This window comes from Qipengyuania vulgaris (assembly GCF_009827325.1).
GTDB lineage: Bacteria > Pseudomonadota > Alphaproteobacteria > Sphingomonadales > Sphingomonadaceae > Qipengyuania > Qipengyuania vulgaris.
On sequence record NZ_WTYC01000013.1, the window covers coordinates 1 to 15,913 of the forward strand.

Here is a 15,913-nt window from a genome sequence, read left to right on the forward strand (position 1 = left end):
CGATGCACGAACCCGCTTCGCGGGATGGTTGCTTGTGGTGAGGGTGATGTAGAACGACGGGCGTAGCGTCTGGTCCGAGAGAGGCAGACGATCGTGGCTCCTTCAACCGAGGAGTCGAACGATGAACGAGATTATTCCGATTGGGCCTGTCAGCCCGCTGCGCCAGCGGCTGATCGAAGATATGACCCTGCGCCGGTTCAGCCCGGAGACGCAGCGCAACTATCTGCGCGATGTCGGGCGGTTCGCGACCTGGCTGGGGCGCTCGCCCCACACCGCGACCGCCGAGGATGTCCGGCGGTTCCAGATCGAGCAGCGGGACGCCGGCATCCCGGCGCCGACCATGAACAGCATCGTGTCGGCGCTGCGGTTCTTCTTCACTCACACGCTCGACCGTCCCGAGCTTGCCCGTAAGCTGGTCCGCACCGCGCACGCCCGCAAGATCCCGGTGGTGTTGACGCAGAGCGAGGTGAAGCGGCTGCTCGATGCGACCACCTGCCTCAAGCACCAGGCCGCGTTGTCGGTCGCCTATGGCGCGGGTCTGCGCGTCGGCGAGGTCGCGGCGCTCAAGGTGCGCGATATCGACAGCAAGCGCATGCTGCTCAGGATCGAACGCGGCAAGGGCGGGCGCTATCGCAATGCCATGCTGCCCGAAGGGTTGCTCGTGCTGCTGCGCGACTGGTGGCGCGCGGGCCGGCAGCAGGGCGTGCTCCACGCCGATGGCTGGCTCTTCCCCGGTCGAGGCGCCATGCTGCCGATCAGCACACGGCAGCTCCACCGCGTCGTCGTCGAAGCCGCCGAGGCAGCCGACATCGCCAGGCGGGTCGGACCGCACACCCTGCGGCACAGTTTTGCGACCCACCTGCTCGAGGACGGGGTCGATATCCGCGTCATCCAGGTGCTGCTCGGCCACGCCAAGCTGGGCACCACCGCGTTCTACGCCCAGGTGGCGACCAAGACGATGCGGGCGGTGGTCAGCCCGCTCGATCGGCTCGCGCTCGCGGCACCGGACAAGAAGGCGCCAAGCGGCTGAGAGCCGGTGCGCGCCTCACTCGAGGTCGCCGATGTCTTGCGTGCCGCCGGGCCAGCTTATCGGGCTACCCATGCCGGGCATCTGAGCCTGCAGCAGCTCAAGGTCATGTCGGCGATCGAGCACTGCCGCACCGCCGCGCTGGGCGGGCATGTCGAGGCCTGCACCGACTGCGGGCACTGGCGGATCGCCTACAACTCCTGCCGCAACCGGCATTGCCCCAAGTGCCAGGGCGCCGCCGCACGGACCTGGCTCGCCGCGCGCGAGGCCGACCTGCTGCCGGTCGGTTACTTCCATGTCGTGTTCACGCTGCCCGCCGAGATCGCCGAGATCGCGTTCACCAACAAGGCGCTCCTCTACGACCTGCTGTTCAAGACCGCCTCGGAGACGATGCTGACCATCGCCGCCGATCCCAGGCATCTCGGCGCCCGGATCGGCATCACCGCCGTGCTTCACACCTGGGGTTCGGCCATGACCCACCATCCGCACATCCACATGATCGTGCCGGGAGGCGGCATCGCGCTGGACGGGGAGAGATGGATATCCTCCCGCCCGGCTTTCCTCCTTCCGGTGCGAGTGCTGGGTGCACTCTTCCGCCGCCTGTTCCTCACCCGGCTGCTGGCGCTGCACGATGCCGGTAAGCTCGCCTTCTTCAGCCAGCTGGCACCTCTTGCTGACCGGCGCGCGTTGCTGCGCCACCTGTCGCCAGTGCGCAAGAAGCGCTGGGTGGTCTATGCCAAGCCGCCGTTCGCCGGTCCCGAGGCAGTGCTCGCCTATCTGTCGCGCTACACCCACCGGATCGCCATCTCGAACAGCCGTCTCCTCCGGTTCGGCGAGAGCGGCGTCACGTTCCGCTACAAGGATTATCGCCGCTCCGCGCCAGACCGTCAGCAAGTGATGACGCTCAGCGCCGACGAGTTCATCCGCCGCTTCCTGCTGCACTGCCTGCCGCGCGGGTTCCACCGCATCCGCCACTACGGCCTGCTCGCCGCCAGCACCCGCAAAGCCCATCTCGAACGCGCCCGTCAGCTGCTAGCGATCGCACCGCCGGCGACGGACGAGCCCTCCATCGAACCGCCCGATCCGCGTCCGGCATGCCCTTGCTGCGGCGGGCGCATGGTCGTCATCGAGACGTTCCAGCGCTGCCACCTGCCGCGCGGTCCGCCATACCCGATCGTCCCATCCGGCATGCCCACGCCGTGATCCGGCACGGCCCGACACCCTCGCGCCCCGCCGCAGCCACGCTTCCGGCGACAAGGACGTCTGCATATCGTCCGTCCAAGAGCGGTCGTCCCATCGCCAAAATCGGACGGACGCGCTTCCCACGGCTGCTGTGTCTCCACAAAATCGGACAGGCTGCTCTCAGGCACGTCCGCTTATCGGCACCGTCAGCAGACGCCCGGACAAACCCGAAATCAAAATCCCCATAGCTCATCGCGTGCGGCCCGCGGGTTCGGGCACCGTCGACTTTCCGACGCCTCACGGCGTCCGAAACTCTAAACGATTGCAGACTGTCTGCTTTTGGGCGTAATCCTTGGAAAGCGGACCCTTCAATTTTTCGTCTTGCTCCCCGGTGTTGGTGGCAGCTGCGGGGCTCAAAAACGGTTCAGCCAATCCTCCATCATCGCTGCCAAGCTCTGGAAGGCAATGTCGTAAATATCCTCGGCGTCCAGTTCTTCGTTCTCCCAATTCTGATTGCTTGAGATGATTCGTCCTGTCTCAAGATCGTAGTGATAATCCAATCTCTCTGCCGCAAGCGGGAGGAAGCTCTTAGGGTAGATAACCGTCCCGCAGTAATCTGGACCGCGGCGTCGGAAATCTTCGCAGTAACTGCCGATGAGTTTGACGGGGTAGAGGCCCGTAAAGCCCGGGCCAAAACCGCCATCTGAGATAGCATAGAGCCGCTTAAGATCATCGGGCAGTCTCTGTCCGACTGTTTTCTCTACGTGAGCCCAGTCACTATCGGTCGGTGGTGGCACTAGCGGCTTCGCTCCTGGCGGGTCCGACGAGGTGCTGAAATAATCCTCACTTTCGATGTAGCTCTGAAATCGCGGAGGTGTCTGGCCCCAAGAACGCATTTGTGCCTCCATCGCGCGGCGGGTAGCGAGACGGCTTTCGCGCCACTCCCTCATACAGCGTTGGACTTCTTCTTCAGACATGGTCTTGCCGGTATTGGCGACAGATCGGGCCAGGTGGCGCCTTGTCCACTCTTCTTCACGGCGCTCGATCTCTTCGACGGGCAACTCCACCCGGGCCTCATGTTCGGCTGCGTTCAAATAACGCCGCTTGGGATCGCTTGCGCGTTCCCGAATTCTCCCAAGTAACTCGTCGGTGATCTCTTCCACATCCGCTGATTATTAAGTCGTGAGTTAAAAACTACTGAGCGCCCATAGGCTGTCCGCAGAATTATCCAGACCAAGGGAGCGCAAGCTCAGCATAAGCTCTGTCACCTCATCACGTTCGGTCGGTCTGGAGAAACCCGACTGAGAACTCTCCGACGAAGCAGAATGGCTAAATGAGGGTTTTAGATCTATACGCTTTTCACCGAGTCTCCGTCTCTGCAGACTTGGAAAGGCAGAATTCGCCCGCAGAAGAGACAAAGCTGGTCGCTCGAGATTTCGGAGGGACCATCATGCTAAAATTCTTGGGACTGACAGCACTTTTGATCGGAACGAGCGGAGTTGCCGCATCGTCCTATGTCGTCAACAATTCTGATCGTGAAGCGGCTAAGCTGGCAGCGCTTGATCCGTCGCTGGCTGGCCGAAACGCCTGTCGCGGTATCGATGCCCGTGGCGCTGCGCTGGATGCAAGGCTGGAACTGGCCGCTGCGAAGTCACCGCAGCTGCTCGAGTCAGTTTCTGCCGCCAGCTATCCGCTTTATGCCAGCATTCCCACTTCCGACATCAACCTTGCTGGCGTGTCCGGTGAGGCACGCAGATACTTCGATCAGGGCGTGGCCCTCCTTTACGGCTTCAATCACAAAGCCGCTGTTAAATCATTTCGAAAGGCCCGCAGTTTCGCCTCTGAATGCGCCATGTGCTGGTGGGGTGAGGCAACCGCCAATGGCCTGAATATCAACGCGGGCATCAGTGATGAGCAAAACCGCCTGGCAATTTTTGCCATCAAGCAAGCTCAAAGATTATCCGCGAATTCGAGCGCTGCCGAAAAGGCGCTAATCCGCGCGGCGGCGCTGCGCTTCCCTGATGATTTATCGGCGGATCGAAGCGATCTTGAGCTGGAGTATTCGAATGCGATGACGGAGATCGCCCGGCGCTTTCCGGAGAGCGACGACATTGCCGTGCTGGCGGCGGAATCCGCAATGAATACGACGCCTTGGGACTACTGGATTGAGTCTGATGGTAAGCGTGTCGCCAAGCCACAAATTGCAACGGCGATTGAGCTGATAGACAAGGTTATGGAAAGAAACCCGGCTCATCCGCAGGCGTCACATCTGTACATACATCTCACCGAAAACGGTCCTGATCCCAGAATGGGTGAAGCAGCCGCGGACCGGTTGGTCGCGCATGCTCCCCCGACGCTAGGCCATCTGGTCCACATGCCGGGCCACATTTTTTACCGGATCGGACGATACAAGGATTCGATAGCAGCCAACATCAAGGCAGCGCGCGCTGACGAGGAGTATTTGCAGGTTGCCGGCGGTGATGGTTTGTATCGCTTCGGCTACTATCCACACAACGTGCACTTCCTGCTTTCTTCGGCACAGATGGCAGGTGACATGCTCACGGTTGCAAACGAGACCGAGCGTCTCAAGCGGATCATCGGAGTCGAGGCGGCGCGCGAGCTGCCTTGGGTTCAGGCTATACACGCCGCACCCTTCTTTGCGATGACCCAGTTCGCTTCGAACGAAGCTACGTTAGCATTGAGCGGGCAGCCGTCCGAGTTGGCCTACGTTGAAGCAATGCGTCGCTACGCTCGAGCCGTGGCTTACGCCAGAATGGGCGAAGACCGGGCGTTTACTGGTGAAATTGAAACAATGCAGCGACTGGCCCGAGATCCAGAAATCACTGGGATGGTAGGCGCCGGCTTTCCTGCTCCGGACATAATCCAACTAGCTGTGCATGTCGCAAAGGGACGCTATGCGCATAATCAGGGCAAGTTCGACGAGGCCGCCGATCACTACCGGGCGGCGAAGATGATCGAGCAGACCATACCCTATAATGAGCCGCCCTATTGGTACTTCCCCATCGCCCAATCATTAGGGGCATCGCTCTACAAGGCGGGCAAGTATGCGGATGCTCAAGCAGCCTTTCGACAAGCATTATTTCAGGCGCCGAACAACGGGTGGGCACTCTATGGACTTGAGCTAGCTGAAACCAAGTTAGGGCATTCTCTTGAGGCACGAGCGGCGAGAGCTGCATTGGAAAATGTGTGGATCGGTGATCGCGACTGGCTCAGGATCGACCGGTTGTAAGCCAACTTGGGCGCAACGAAGATCTGACACATCTCCATCCTGTCCGAGCTCGCCAGCGTCAAGTGCAATTTCGCATAGGGTTGAAAGGTTTTCTGAGGATGTATGGCCTGCGATCCCGAGTATTAAATTACTGGGATGGCAGGCCATCCGGCGCTTCTGCGACCCGGCGCTGAACAGTTCTACTCTATAGATGACCTGCCGTTCCACATTCGAGAAATATCGCATCGGCCAGCCCTAAGCATCGCATTCTCAGCCAGCATCGGTCTGCCGATGTAGTGAAACTGGCAGTTCCATCCAGATACCCGATACGGATGCTCGAACCTGGCGAGTTGGCGCCTAACGTGTAGCTTTAGCGCTGATCCTTCTGGCGACTTGGGGTAATATCCAGACACTCCGGATCAATCTAGAGGGCGGAAGCTATCTAGAAGGCAGAAGCTGTCCTGGTTTTGATGGTTCTTGCTGCGGCAAGTTGGAGCCAGTACATTGGAGTTGCGAGGTATTTTTCCGTCCGCCGTACCGACCCACCCCCCTATCGCTTTCAGACGCGAACGCGGACCTTAAATGCCAGGAGAAACGTTTGGTCTAGGAAGCGTCGAAAGGTTCTCCATGCGCATAGCCCAAATTGCTCCGCTTGCCGAAAGCTGTCCTCCAAAACTGTACGGCGGTACCGAGAGGATCGTGCACTTCCTGACCGAAGAGTTGGTCAGTATGGAGCATGAAGTCACCCTGTTCGCCTCGGGCGACTCCCAGACCCGCGCAGAACTGGTTTCCTGTGTGCCTCAGGCTCTCAGGCTCGTCGACGGTGCCCACAACCTTGTCCCGCATCATCTCAGTATGGTGGAGCAAGTGCGACGGCGATTGGATGATTTCGATATAGTTCATTTTCACATCGACCTGTTTCAGTATCCTGCCATCCTGACTTGGGACACTCCGACCGTCACGACGTTGCACGGTCGCTTGGACATCCCCGATTTACAGAGATGTTATCGCACGTTCTCGCAGGTTCCGCTCGTTTCCATTTCGAACAATCAACGGATGCCGATGCCGCCGGTGAACTGGGTCGAAACCGTTTATCATGGATTGCCCCCACAGATGCTCCCCCTGAATCTGGAAGGCGGAGACTACCTGGTATTCCTAGGACGTATCTCTCCCGAGAAACGACCGGACCGCGCGATCGAGATCGCAGTGCGGAGCGGCCGGCCCCTCAAGATGGCCGCCAAGATCGACGCCGTCGATCAGGCATATTGGGAAGCAGAGATTAGGCCTTTAGTCGAAGCGCACGATAACGTTGAGTATATCGGCGAGGTGAACGAAGCTCAGAAGGCGGAATTGCTCGGCAGCGCGGGGGCGCTGCTATTCCCGATTGACTGGCCGGAGCCTTTCGGCCTTGTGATGATCGAAGCCCTGTCTTGCGGCACCCCGGTGGTTGCGTGGCGGAACGGCTCGGTGCCCGAAGTCATGAAAGACGGTGTCAGCGGCCGGATCGTGGATAGCGTTGAGGAAGCGGTGGCAGCCGTAGACGAGGTGTTCCGTTTCGACCGCGCCAAGGTTAGAGAGTATTTCGAGCGGCGCTTCACGGTGCGGCGCATGGCTGACGACTATATCCAGCTATTCGAGCAGCAGATTGCCCAGAATGAATATCGACGTTCAACCGAGAGTAGCGAATTCGCTCAGGCAACCATGCCGCCCGGCTCTTTTGGGGCGGCTCCGCCGAACGCGCTCGGGCTCGGCACCGCTGCCTGACATAGAAGGAGGGCAGTCAAATTCTGCTAGATAGCGTAAAAACCGGCCCCGACGGACAGCATCAGGTGCAGTCGTCCACGTCAATTCAGGAGCAGGAACTTCGCGCAGTCAAACATGGCGATTCCTTCGCATTGTTCGACACGCATGGTGACGTGATGGGGTCCGAAGCCGCGCCCGAGGGTGTCTATTTCCGCGATACGCGGCAGCTTTCATTCTGGCGTCTTACGATCTGCGGCACCTATCCCATGCTTTTGGGTTCGGCGCTGGATGACCGTGTCGATGCACTGATTGTCGATCTGACCAATTCAAGCCTTACTAATCGGGGCGGCCAGCGCATACCCAATGACGTTCTACATTTCGGGCGGGTAAAGTTCCTTCACGAGGGCAATGCGTTCGAGCGGCTTTCGGTACGCAACTTCGACGAGTGCGTGCACAGTTTCAGTATCGAGCTGACCTTGGGCGCCGATTTCCGAGACATGTTTGAAGTGCGCGGCGACAAGCGCGAGCGGCGCGGCACCCAGGCGCAACCCCGTTTCAGTTCCGATGGGATCGACTATCATTACACCGGACTTGACGAAATCGAGCGTCGTACCGCGATAGCTTTTGCTCCACGCCCTGATTTCATCAGTGAGCACAAAGTCCGTTTTGACGTGACCCTGGAGCCAGGTGAACGGAAAGTTTTCTATACTCAGATCACTTTTACGGACGACGAGACTACCAATCCCACGCGAGCCTGCCTCGAAGCCTACCGGGCCTTGCGAAGCGGACGCCGCGATGCCTTGGTCGGACGCCCATTGATCGCCTCCTCCAACACTTCGTTCGATGCGATGATGTCGCGAAGCATCGCCGATGTGACCACGTTGACCACCCAGACACCGCAGGGTCCAGCGGCGTATGCCGGTATCCCTTGGTATTGCACACTATTCGGCAGGGATTCACTGGTCACCGCGCTGGAGATGCTCTGGTACGATCCTTCTTTGGCGCGCGGAACACTGCTCCGATTGGCGGAATTGCAGGCAGTTGCCGATGATCCGGCAGCCGATGCCGAGCCAGGCAAAATCTTGCATGAAACGCGGCTCAACGAAATGGCCAATACGGGTGAAGTCCCATTCCGCCGCTATTATGGCAGCGTGGATTCCACCCCGCTGTTCGTCTTCTTGGCAGGAGAATATTTTCGCAGGACTGGCGACAGGGAAATCATCGAGCAGCTTTGGCCTCATCTCGAAGCGGCAACCGACTGGATCGAGCGTTCTGGCGACCGCGACGGAGACGGCTTCTTCGAATATGGCCGTCGAAACGCGAATGGTTTGAGAAACCAGGGCTGGAAGGACAGTCACGATGCGATCTCTCATGCCGACGGCAGACTGGCCGAAGGGCCCATCGCTCTCGTAGAGATGCAGGCCTACGTCTATGGCGCGTGGCGGGCCATGGCCGACATGTCCAAGGCGCGCGGAAAGCGTGAAGCAGCCAAGGAATGGCGCGCAAAAGCAGCCGATCTAAAGAAACGCTTCAATGCCACATTCTATGACGAGGAGCTTCGATGCTATATCCTCGCTCTCGACGGCGATAAGCAGCCCTGTCGCGTAATTTCGTCCAACGCGGGTCATGCTCTCACGACCGGCATCGCCACGCAGCACCATGCCGAAGCGGTGGCGGCGCGGCTACTGGAGCCAGATTGCTTCTCGGGCTGGGGCATCAGAACCCTTTCGCGCCAAGAAAAACGCTACAACCCAATGAGCTATCATAACGGTTCGATATGGCCGCATGACAACGCCCTCATCGCGGCAGGTTTCTCGCGATACGGATTGCAGCATGCGGTAGCCAAGGTCTTCGGCGCCTTGTTCGAAGCGACCTTCTATTTCGACCAGCAGCGCTTCCCAGAGTTGTTCTGCGGCTTTGGTCGCCGACATGGCCGCGGTCCCACGCTTTACCCCGTGGCCTGTGCACCGCAGGCTTGGGCAAGTGGTGCACCGATGTTCATGATCCAGGCGGCACTGGGGATGGATGTCTGCGCACCGGATAAAGTGCGGTTCGACAAGCCGAGCCTGCCCCCATTTCTTTCCAACCTTTCGCTGGATGGGCTAACTTGCGGAGATGCGAGCGTCGACCTGGACGTCCAGCAGATCGGTCCGGCGACCAGCGTTTTCGTACGCCGCGCAGGCGACAATGTTAGCGTGGCTATTGGAATGAGCTAAGCCCGGCCTTGCGGCTTCCGGCGGCGGTTTAAACGACCGTCACCTCTATCGGCAAACCGGATAAAGCAAAAACCAGTCACACCCCTTTCGGAGCGGTTCGCGTCAGTCTTCTTTGAGCGCGCGCTTACGAAATGCGTCCACCCTGCAATCAAACTCAACTTTAGTGCTTCTGAGAATAGCAAAGGAGGCTTTGATCGTGGTGGATGCGCCGGACGGTTCGATCAATTCAGTGGTCGCTCGAGGTGTTCGAGTCGTTTGCCGAAGTGGGCTTCTTCTTATCTGCTGGATAATCCTCTGGCTCAGCCGACGACTGGTTCCGGATGGCATTGGCGGTCTGGCTGTCTTGACCCGGATTATCGGTCTCGGGCAGATCAGCTTCTCTCATATCTTTTTTGGTCATCGTGTTCCCTTCTGGGTCTGAAGGCGGACCTCAATTTAATGGACTGCCGCAAAAGACCGTTCCTGATCGCAAGCTTCACGTTCCAATGCAGGCGATCTCTTCCCTCGAAGGTCAAGCCGCGTCGGGCATGGGAATTATCGTGATGCCGGAATCGTTTTCGAGGACGGCATGTTTGACCTGTTCGATGCGCTCGAGCCCATGTTGCTTCCGCGCCGCGACCATGACGTCATCCTTGCTCATTCGCGTCTTCTTTAAGGCGCGCTCATCGATTGACCCGTTTTTGATCAAGAAAGTTGGCCGGCCATCGACGACCTTCGATAACGTCGGAAACCATCGGGTTAGGTAAGAAAACCCGATGTCCATCAGGAACAGGGTTACTATCAGGACGACCGCATTCGTGATCGAAAAGTCATCCCCGAGCAGCGCCTGCTGGGTGGTCTCGGCGACGATAAGAAGAAGAACGAAGTCGAAAGGGGTCGCCTGATCCATTGTACGGCGGCCGGAAAGCCGGATGATGACCAGGAGAACCACATAAATGGCTGCACCGCGGATTACGCTTTCCATTCATGCCTCCTGTTCACGGCAGGACTGTCACTGAAGACACTTCACTCTCCTGTCCGTTTACACGGAAGGGTCCGAGCGGTTGCTGCCACACGGGCCGCGAGGCACGCAGAGAGAACTCAATCGAAGTCTCACCTTCGCCCGGCTTCAGTTCAAACACGAACTCATCGCCCTGCGGTCCAGCCGAGACCGACTGGGGCTGCGGATTGATCGCCTCCAGTGAAAACACGTCCCCAAAGCCTGCTGGCACCAAGACCGTGGTCCACTTGGCAGGGGATCTCGTTTTGATGGTCATCGTGTCCGATGCAGCCCACCGGGAGACGGCGGGAATTTCCACGGTGGCTTCACCGGCACTGAGCTTCTGCCCGGAGTATGATCCCCCGCTGCCGGTTAACCCCAATAGGGCCGCAAGCAGGATGGCGGCCATAGCCACCCAGCCCACCCGCACCGCAATCCAGAACCGTTCCTGGAATCTGCGGTCGGTTTCGACGTCAATTGAGGAGCCAACCGCCCCCATTAGTTCACTGTGTGCATCTCTGCCCGGGGAAGGCCCTGCTTCTGCGCCAGGGACTGGAGTTCCTCTTTCTTCGCTAACATGCGGCGACCGAGATCCTCCAGATCGACATCGGCAGCACGAGCCTGCTGAAACATGTTCTCGTGCTGCTTTTCTTCTTCCTTCACATGATGCTCGATCTGTTCTTTCAGAACAGTGACCTTGGCGTCATAGAATTCTTCGTCAGGGCTGCCTTCCGCGATCTCGTTCACGAGCAGCTTGGCACCGTCATGCTCGACATAGGCCTCTTTGAGCAGGCTTTCCTCGACCTTGCCCTCCAAGGCAGGGTAGAAGATTTCTTCCTCGATGATCGTGTGAATCTTGAGCTCGTTGCAAATCTGGTTTGCAATATCGGCTTTGCGCTCCGCGCCTGAGGCCTTTTCGAACTTGGAAAACAGGTCCTCGACCTTGCGGTGATCGCTCGCCAGGATGTGGGTGGCGTCGAAATCAGTTTGATTAGCCATACGAACTCTCCTCTCACACCAAAAAGCCAGCCCGCCGAGACAGTTCCGAAACTACCATTTCATTAGTGCCAGTCGTTTTGTCTGCGGGATGAGTGGAATGTCTCTCTCGTTGGATGAAGGCCTTCCCGAACTCGCTTCCAAGGGAACTCGCATTCCGAGAGAACTCAAATTCCAAGGGGACTCGCAGGGGTCTCCATTGTATCGCTGCGAGTGTCCGCTTCCCATTTGAAAATTTACTGGCAGAGTTCGCCTTTTCGAAGCCCTAGTGACGCGGTCGAAATGGCAGATCATCGCGACAGCATGCCTAAGCTCGGATAGGATTAATGCTGGGTAGAACTGGGCAGGGTGGGCGAGGGCTTCGGCATTTGCGATTGAAATCGATATCCAAATTACCCGCAGTGGAACTGATGCAAACAAACAAGCATTTTAATATCTGCCTCTATACAATCGTCTTGAGAGGAAGTTGATTGCCCGAATGGCTGCCTTATTGTGGTGAGGGACCATCTCCAGATAGTTGGCTGGCTAGATGGAATTTTTCCCCGGAATTGCTTGCTGCGTTGATCGCACTCGCAATCGGACTGTACCTGTACCGCGGCGCGCTTCGCAGAGGACCCGCTATCGGGGCATTTGCCTGTTTAATCTTGATTTACGTCACCCCATTCTGCGCACTCGGATCGGCGCTCTTCACGATACGGATAGTCCATGATGTTATTCTGGCCGCCGTCTTGGCTCCCCTCGTGATGGGGGCGGTGCGGCTCGAGCGTGTCGAAATTCCCGGGTCATTGGCGATGTGGACCGCCGTCCATGCCCTCACATTCTGGCTCTGGCATGCGCCTTCATTATATGAAGCGGCCATGAGCAGCGATGCAGTCTTCTGGGTCATGCAGTTCACCATAGTAGGCACGGCCGCCATTTGGTGGTCCAAAGTTTTACGGTCGCCTGCCCCCGCTGCAGCAACAGCATTGCTTGCGACCATGGTGGCAATGGGCGCTCTCGGCGCGCTGCTGACTTTTGCAGGCCGCGCTTTCTACGCTCCCCATTGGCTCACCACCCAAGTGTGGGGTCTCTCGCCAATCGAGGACCAACAAATCGCGGGTATCATTATGTGGGCACCTGCGAGTCTCGTTTACCTCTTGGCCGCGCTAGTCATTATTTACCGCTCGCTCGCTAGCGATAGGGCATCCGCATGAAATTGCATCAGCTCGTTCGCAGTTGGGCATTGAGCTACACCGAGAACCGTAAGTATTCGCCGATCGGGGTGTGGTTCCACTGGATCATGGCGGGACTGGTGCTGTTCCAATTGGGCTCCGGTTGGCTGATGTCGCGCTACCCGGTCGGTGGCAGCAAGCTCGCAACCTATGAACTGCACAGCGAGCTTGGCCTGTCGATACTGCTGCTGGCGCTACTGCGTTTCGGATGGCGGCTTTTCATTCCCGATCCGGTCAACGATGCCGATGCGCCTGGTTGGCAGAGTACTGCCGCCCATATCACCCAGAAGCTCTTTTACGCACTCTTCGCCCTATTACCATTAAGCGGATGGGCCATGTGGTCGGCCATTCAGCCGGTAGAACCGCTGCGTATCGCAGGGCTGATTGCGATACCGCCAATGCCGTTCCACACTTTGTCGCCCGCTTGGCAATTTCAGGTACTCGACTGGGCGGAGAGTTTGCATGTGCTGGGCGTGATCGGTTTGGCCCTGTTGGTGCCGCTGCATGTCGGCGCTGCGCTGAAGCATCATTTCTGGGATCGAGACGATGTCGTCAGGGGCATCCTGCCGGAGATACGCGACGACGAGACTGCCCCGGACCATAAGCAATATACTCCGCGAGCGGGATGATTTCCTCCTCGCGAAGCTTGGCCGCGGCATCGTGCATGACATTGAGAGCATCGCCGTACCGTTCACCGCTCCTCCAGCGCCGTAACTGCTCGGCGTGATAGGATGCACTCTGGCCAAGAAGCGAAGGATTGCCGGCACCGCCGCCGTCTCCCGCATCACCGTGACATGATGCGCAGGAAACGAGACCACGTTCAGGGAGACCTTGATGATAGATCGCAGGGGCATTGCCAAAACTGCACTGCACATTGATGGCTGCCGATCTAGCCGCATCAAGCTTGGGCATAGGCAAGGCCGCATAGTAGCCGGAAACTGCAAGGCGCTCCTCACTGTCGAGCCGCCCCGCGAGCCAACTCATTTGTGGATGCCTGCGCTGCCCGTCGGCGTAGAAATTCAGCTGACGCACCAGATAACCTGCATTCATCGCCGCGATCCGCGGTACCAAGGCACCGTCGCCGCCACCGTCCAGGCCGTGGCAGGTGTGGCACGCAGCTTGCGGACCGGCGTCGCCCCCAGACAGAGCAATCAGTTCACCGGTTGCATCGAAAGGATCGTCGACTGGAGCGGGGCTGCACGATGCAAGAGACGCGGCAAGCGCTGCGACAGACAGACCAAGGCGGAAATGCATCGTGTCTCGGGAACGAAGAGAACGGTTGCCCGGTTCCCATTGGAATGGGGCCAGCGGAGCATCGTCACCGGCTTTGGAAGAGAACCATGGCGATCATGGCACTGATAAGCTGTGGTCCGCTCGCAGCGTGCAAGGACCCGGTCGAAACAAGGCGCGAACCAGCGAGCGATGCGAAAGAGCGTGGGCTCGCGGCAATCAAGCGCGCGGGATGCGGATCGTGCCACGAGATTCCCGGCTTGGATTGGCCCGCTGGCCGGCTCGGCCCTTCGCTCGAAGGGTTCGACGATGTCGGGCTGATCGCAGGCGAACTGCCCAATAGGCCAGACGTATTGGCAGCCTTTATCCGCAATGCACCCTCGGTAAAACCGGGATCGACTATGCCGCGCATGCCTGTCACCGATGCCGAGGCGGAGGATATCACAGCGTATTTATACGGATTGGATCATGACTGAAGCTCTTTGGGGATGGCCGCCTCCGGTTCTCGATCCGGCCGGGCCGTATTCGCAGCAAGTGACAGTACTTGCCTGGGCGCTATTCGGTCTTGGTGTTTTCGTTACTGCGATTGTCGTCGCCGCGCTCTGGATAGCGATCAAGGGACCCGCTGGATGGAAAGCCAAGCTGGGCGGCGAACGCGCGGTTTGGATCGGAGGCGTTGCGTTTCCCGGAGTGGTGCTGACTGCGCTCCTGGTGTGGGGCCTCACGCTCACTGCCAATCTGACCGAGCCGATCCGCGGAGACGAAATGCGCATTCGTATAACCGGCGAAATGTGGTGGTTCAGAGTGCAGTATCTCGATCAATCGGGAGCGGTGGTGATAGAAGATGCCAATGAAATCCACATCCCTGTAAATCAGCCGGTAGTGCTCGAACTCGAGTCCGCAGACGTCATTCATAGCTTTTGGGTGCCGCACCTCTCGGGCAAGAAGGACATGATCCCTGGCCGCAGAACCTTGCTCAGGATTGAAGCTGATCGGGCTGGCGAATTCGGCGGGGTATGCGCTGAGTACTGTGGTGGACAGCACGCGCTTATGGGTTTTGTCGCCATTGCACATGAGGAGATCGATTACCGCCGATGGCGCGCTGCGCGTACCGATCGGCTTGCGTCGGTCGGCGATGACCAACCAGCGCAAGAGCGGCAGCAGATCGCTCCAGCCGAGCGTTCCGGCATGGCTTCGACAACCTCCTCTCCGAGAGCTTCAATTGAAGACGCTGGCCTGGTCTCGGGCCGCGATCTGTTTATGGAAAGCGGCTGCGCGGCTTGCCATCGGATAGCCGGAACTGAGGCCAATGGACTTGCTGGTCCCGACCTTACGCATGTTGGCTCTCGCCGAACGCTTGGGGCTGGTATCCTTCCCAACCATCGTGGAACGATGATCGGCTGGATCGGCGACAGCCAGTCGATCAAGCCGGGCAATCGCATGCCAAGCTACGACATGCTGAGCGCCGAAGAGCTTGAAGCAATTGCAATCTGGCTCGAGCAGCAGAAATGAAGTCCGAGACGGGTTTCGACCACGCGCTTTACAAGCGCTTTCCTGCGGAAAAGCGCCCGGACAGCGAGGTCGAGGAACTGGCCGAAATATGGAAGGCACCGAAGGGTTGGGCCCGGCTGACCGCGGTAAACAACAATTACGTCGGCTTCTGGTATGTCGTCACTGCTTTTGGTTTCTTCCTTGCAGCGGGCGTCCTCGCTCTCGGCATGCGCGTGCAGCTCGCTGCTCCGATGCAGGATTTTCTCGGCGTCGACACCTACAACCAGTTTTTTACGATGCACGGAACGGTGATGATGTTCCTGTTCGCTGTGCCGATGGTAGAAGCGATAGGAATCATGCTGCTGCCCCAGATGCTGGCCGCGCGTGACCTACCATTCCCTCGCCTTTCGGCCTTTGCCTTCTGGGCCTATTTCGTTGGCGGGACGATGTTCTTTCTCTCCCTGTTCGTCGGTCTCGCGCCCGATGGCGGGTGGTTCATGTATCCCCCGCTTACCAGCATCGCGTTCAGCCCCGGCATAAATACCGATTTCTGGTTGCTCGGAATTGGTTTCATCGAGATTTCAGCCATCGCGGGAGCGATAGAGATCA

General features: G+C 58.8%; 16 protein-coding genes. 10 read left to right on the forward strand and 6 right to left on the reverse strand.

Going from position 1 to position 15,913, the window contains the following annotated elements:
* Positions 1 to 121: 121 nt before the first annotated feature.
* Together GRI69_RS15290 and GRI69_RS15295 are read left to right on the forward strand one after the other, a co-directional pair.
* Entirely contained in the window at positions 122 to 1,030 is a 909-nt protein-coding gene (locus GRI69_RS15290) for a tyrosine-type recombinase/integrase (protein WP_160726971.1), read from the forward strand.
* A 6-nt stretch (positions 1,031 to 1,036) separates the two neighbouring features.
* Positions 1,037 to 2,230: an IS91 family transposase gene (locus GRI69_RS15295; protein ID WP_160726970.1), complete on the forward strand. Its 1,194-nt coding sequence runs from the start codon at positions 1,037 to 1,039 to the stop codon at positions 2,228 to 2,230.
* A gap of 392 nt (positions 2,231 to 2,622) precedes the next feature.
* Here the strand turns inward: GRI69_RS15295 and GRI69_RS15300 are convergent, their stop codons facing one another.
* The gene (locus GRI69_RS15300) at positions 2,623 to 3,372 is read right to left on the reverse strand and encodes an SMI1/KNR4 family protein (protein WP_160729039.1); all 750 of its coding nucleotides are present in this window, start codon (positions 3,370 to 3,372) and stop codon (positions 2,623 to 2,625) included.
* Between the two features lie 170 nt (positions 3,373 to 3,542).
* Between GRI69_RS15300 and GRI69_RS15305 the strand changes: the two genes are divergently transcribed.
* The 3 genes from GRI69_RS15305 to GRI69_RS15315 all read left to right on the forward strand — a co-directional run bounded on the left by GRI69_RS15305 (position 3,543) and on the right by GRI69_RS15315 (position 9,397).
* Entirely contained in the window at positions 3,543 to 5,459 is a 1,917-nt protein-coding gene (locus GRI69_RS15305) for a tetratricopeptide repeat protein (RefSeq protein WP_237453155.1), read from the forward strand.
* Positions 5,460 to 6,065: 606 nt separating this feature from the next.
* Complete coding sequence (locus GRI69_RS15310; RefSeq protein ID WP_160729041.1) at positions 6,066 to 7,202, forward strand: glycosyltransferase family 4 protein; 1,137 nt, start codon at positions 6,066 to 6,068, stop codon at positions 7,200 to 7,202.
* A 65-nt stretch (positions 7,203 to 7,267) separates the two neighbouring features.
* On the forward strand, positions 7,268 to 9,397 hold the full coding sequence (locus GRI69_RS15315; RefSeq protein WP_337191083.1) for an amylo-alpha-1,6-glucosidase: 2,130 nt from the start codon (positions 7,268 to 7,270) through the stop codon (positions 9,395 to 9,397).
* A 226-nt stretch (positions 9,398 to 9,623) separates the two neighbouring features.
* Here the strand turns inward: GRI69_RS15315 and GRI69_RS15320 are convergent, their stop codons facing one another.
* The 4 genes from GRI69_RS15320 to GRI69_RS15335 form a co-directional block, all read right to left on the reverse strand.
* Positions 9,624 to 9,797, reverse strand: coding sequence for a hypothetical protein (locus GRI69_RS15320; RefSeq protein ID WP_160729042.1), 174 nt, complete (start codon positions 9,795 to 9,797; stop codon positions 9,624 to 9,626).
* 111 nt (positions 9,798 to 9,908) lie between these two features.
* Entirely contained in the window at positions 9,909 to 10,361 is a 453-nt protein-coding gene (locus GRI69_RS15325; RefSeq protein ID WP_160729043.1) for a DUF421 domain-containing protein, read from the reverse strand.
* A gap of 13 nt (positions 10,362 to 10,374) precedes the next feature.
* Positions 10,375 to 10,785: a hypothetical protein gene (locus GRI69_RS15330; protein ID WP_237453156.1), complete on the reverse strand. Its 411-nt coding sequence runs from the start codon at positions 10,783 to 10,785 to the stop codon at positions 10,375 to 10,377.
* An 89-nt stretch (positions 10,786 to 10,874) separates the two neighbouring features.
* On the reverse strand, positions 10,875 to 11,375 hold the full coding sequence (locus GRI69_RS15335) for a hemerythrin domain-containing protein (RefSeq protein WP_160729045.1): 501 nt from the start codon (positions 11,373 to 11,375) through the stop codon (positions 10,875 to 10,877).
* A 467-nt stretch (positions 11,376 to 11,842) separates the two neighbouring features.
* On the opposite strand from GRI69_RS15335, the gene GRI69_RS15340 reads away from it, so the two are divergent.
* Positions 11,843 to 12,565: a cytochrome c oxidase assembly protein gene (locus GRI69_RS15340; protein ID WP_202392060.1), complete on the forward strand. Its 723-nt coding sequence runs from the start codon at positions 11,843 to 11,845 to the stop codon at positions 12,563 to 12,565.
* Positions 12,562 to 13,212, forward strand: a complete 651-nt coding sequence (locus GRI69_RS15345; RefSeq protein ID WP_160729046.1) for a cytochrome b — start codon at positions 12,562 to 12,564, stop codon at positions 13,210 to 13,212. Before GRI69_RS15340 ends, GRI69_RS15345 begins: the two co-directional genes overlap by 4 nt.
* On the opposite strand, the gene GRI69_RS15350 is transcribed toward GRI69_RS15345, so the two are convergent.
* The gene (locus tag GRI69_RS15350; protein WP_160729047.1) at positions 13,136 to 13,837 is read right to left on the reverse strand and encodes a c-type cytochrome; all 702 of its coding nucleotides are present in this window, start codon (positions 13,835 to 13,837) and stop codon (positions 13,136 to 13,138) included. The two genes, GRI69_RS15345 and GRI69_RS15350, sit on opposite strands and share 77 nt — an antisense overlap.
* A gap of 86 nt (positions 13,838 to 13,923) precedes the next feature.
* Between GRI69_RS15350 and GRI69_RS15355 the strand changes: the two genes are divergently transcribed.
* From GRI69_RS15355 to GRI69_RS15365, 3 genes are all read left to right on the forward strand, one after another.
* On the forward strand, positions 13,924 to 14,289 hold the full coding sequence (locus GRI69_RS15355) for a c-type cytochrome (RefSeq protein ID WP_202392061.1): 366 nt from the start codon (positions 13,924 to 13,926) through the stop codon (positions 14,287 to 14,289).
* Complete coding sequence (locus GRI69_RS15360; protein WP_160729048.1) at positions 14,282 to 15,325, forward strand: cytochrome c oxidase subunit II; 1,044 nt, start codon at positions 14,282 to 14,284, stop codon at positions 15,323 to 15,325. The genes GRI69_RS15355 and GRI69_RS15360 overlap by 8 nt, the downstream gene beginning before the upstream one ends.
* Positions 15,322 to 15,913: cbb3-type cytochrome c oxidase subunit I (locus tag GRI69_RS15365; protein WP_202392062.1), on the forward strand; the 592-nt coding region annotated here is incomplete at its 3' end. The genes GRI69_RS15360 and GRI69_RS15365, both read left to right, overlap by 4 nt.

Coding starts and splice junctions, on each gene's coding strand:
- GRI69_RS15290 (WP_160726971.1), top strand. CDS start 122: ATGAACGAGATTATTCCGATTGGGCCTGTCAGCCCGCTGCGCCAGCGG.
- GRI69_RS15305 (WP_237453155.1), top strand. CDS start 3,543: ATGAGGGTTTTAGATCTATACGCTTTTCACCGAGTCTCCGTCTCTGCA.
- GRI69_RS15310 (WP_160729041.1), top strand. CDS start 6,066: ATGCGCATAGCCCAAATTGCTCCGCTTGCCGAAAGCTGTCCTCCAAAA.
- GRI69_RS15320 (WP_160729042.1), bottom strand. CDS start 9,797: ATGACCAAAAAAGATATGAGAGAAGCTGATCTGCCCGAGACCGATAAT.
- GRI69_RS15325 (WP_160729043.1), bottom strand. CDS start 10,361: ATGGAAAGCGTAATCCGCGGTGCAGCCATTTATGTGGTTCTCCTGGTC.
- GRI69_RS15330 (WP_237453156.1), bottom strand. CDS start 10,785: ATGGCCGCCATCCTGCTTGCGGCCCTATTGGGGTTAACCGGCAGCGGG.
- GRI69_RS15335 (WP_160729045.1), bottom strand. CDS start 11,375: ATGGCTAATCAAACTGATTTCGACGCCACCCACATCCTGGCGAGCGAT.
- GRI69_RS15345 (WP_160729046.1), top strand. CDS start 12,562: ATGAAATTGCATCAGCTCGTTCGCAGTTGGGCATTGAGCTACACCGAG.
- GRI69_RS15350 (WP_160729047.1), bottom strand. CDS start 13,837: ATGCATTTCCGCCTTGGTCTGTCTGTCGCAGCGCTTGCCGCGTCTCTT.
- GRI69_RS15355 (WP_202392061.1), top strand. CDS start 13,924: ATGGCGATCATGGCACTGATAAGCTGTGGTCCGCTCGCAGCGTGCAAG.
- GRI69_RS15360 (WP_160729048.1), top strand. CDS start 14,282: ATGACTGAAGCTCTTTGGGGATGGCCGCCTCCGGTTCTCGATCCGGCC.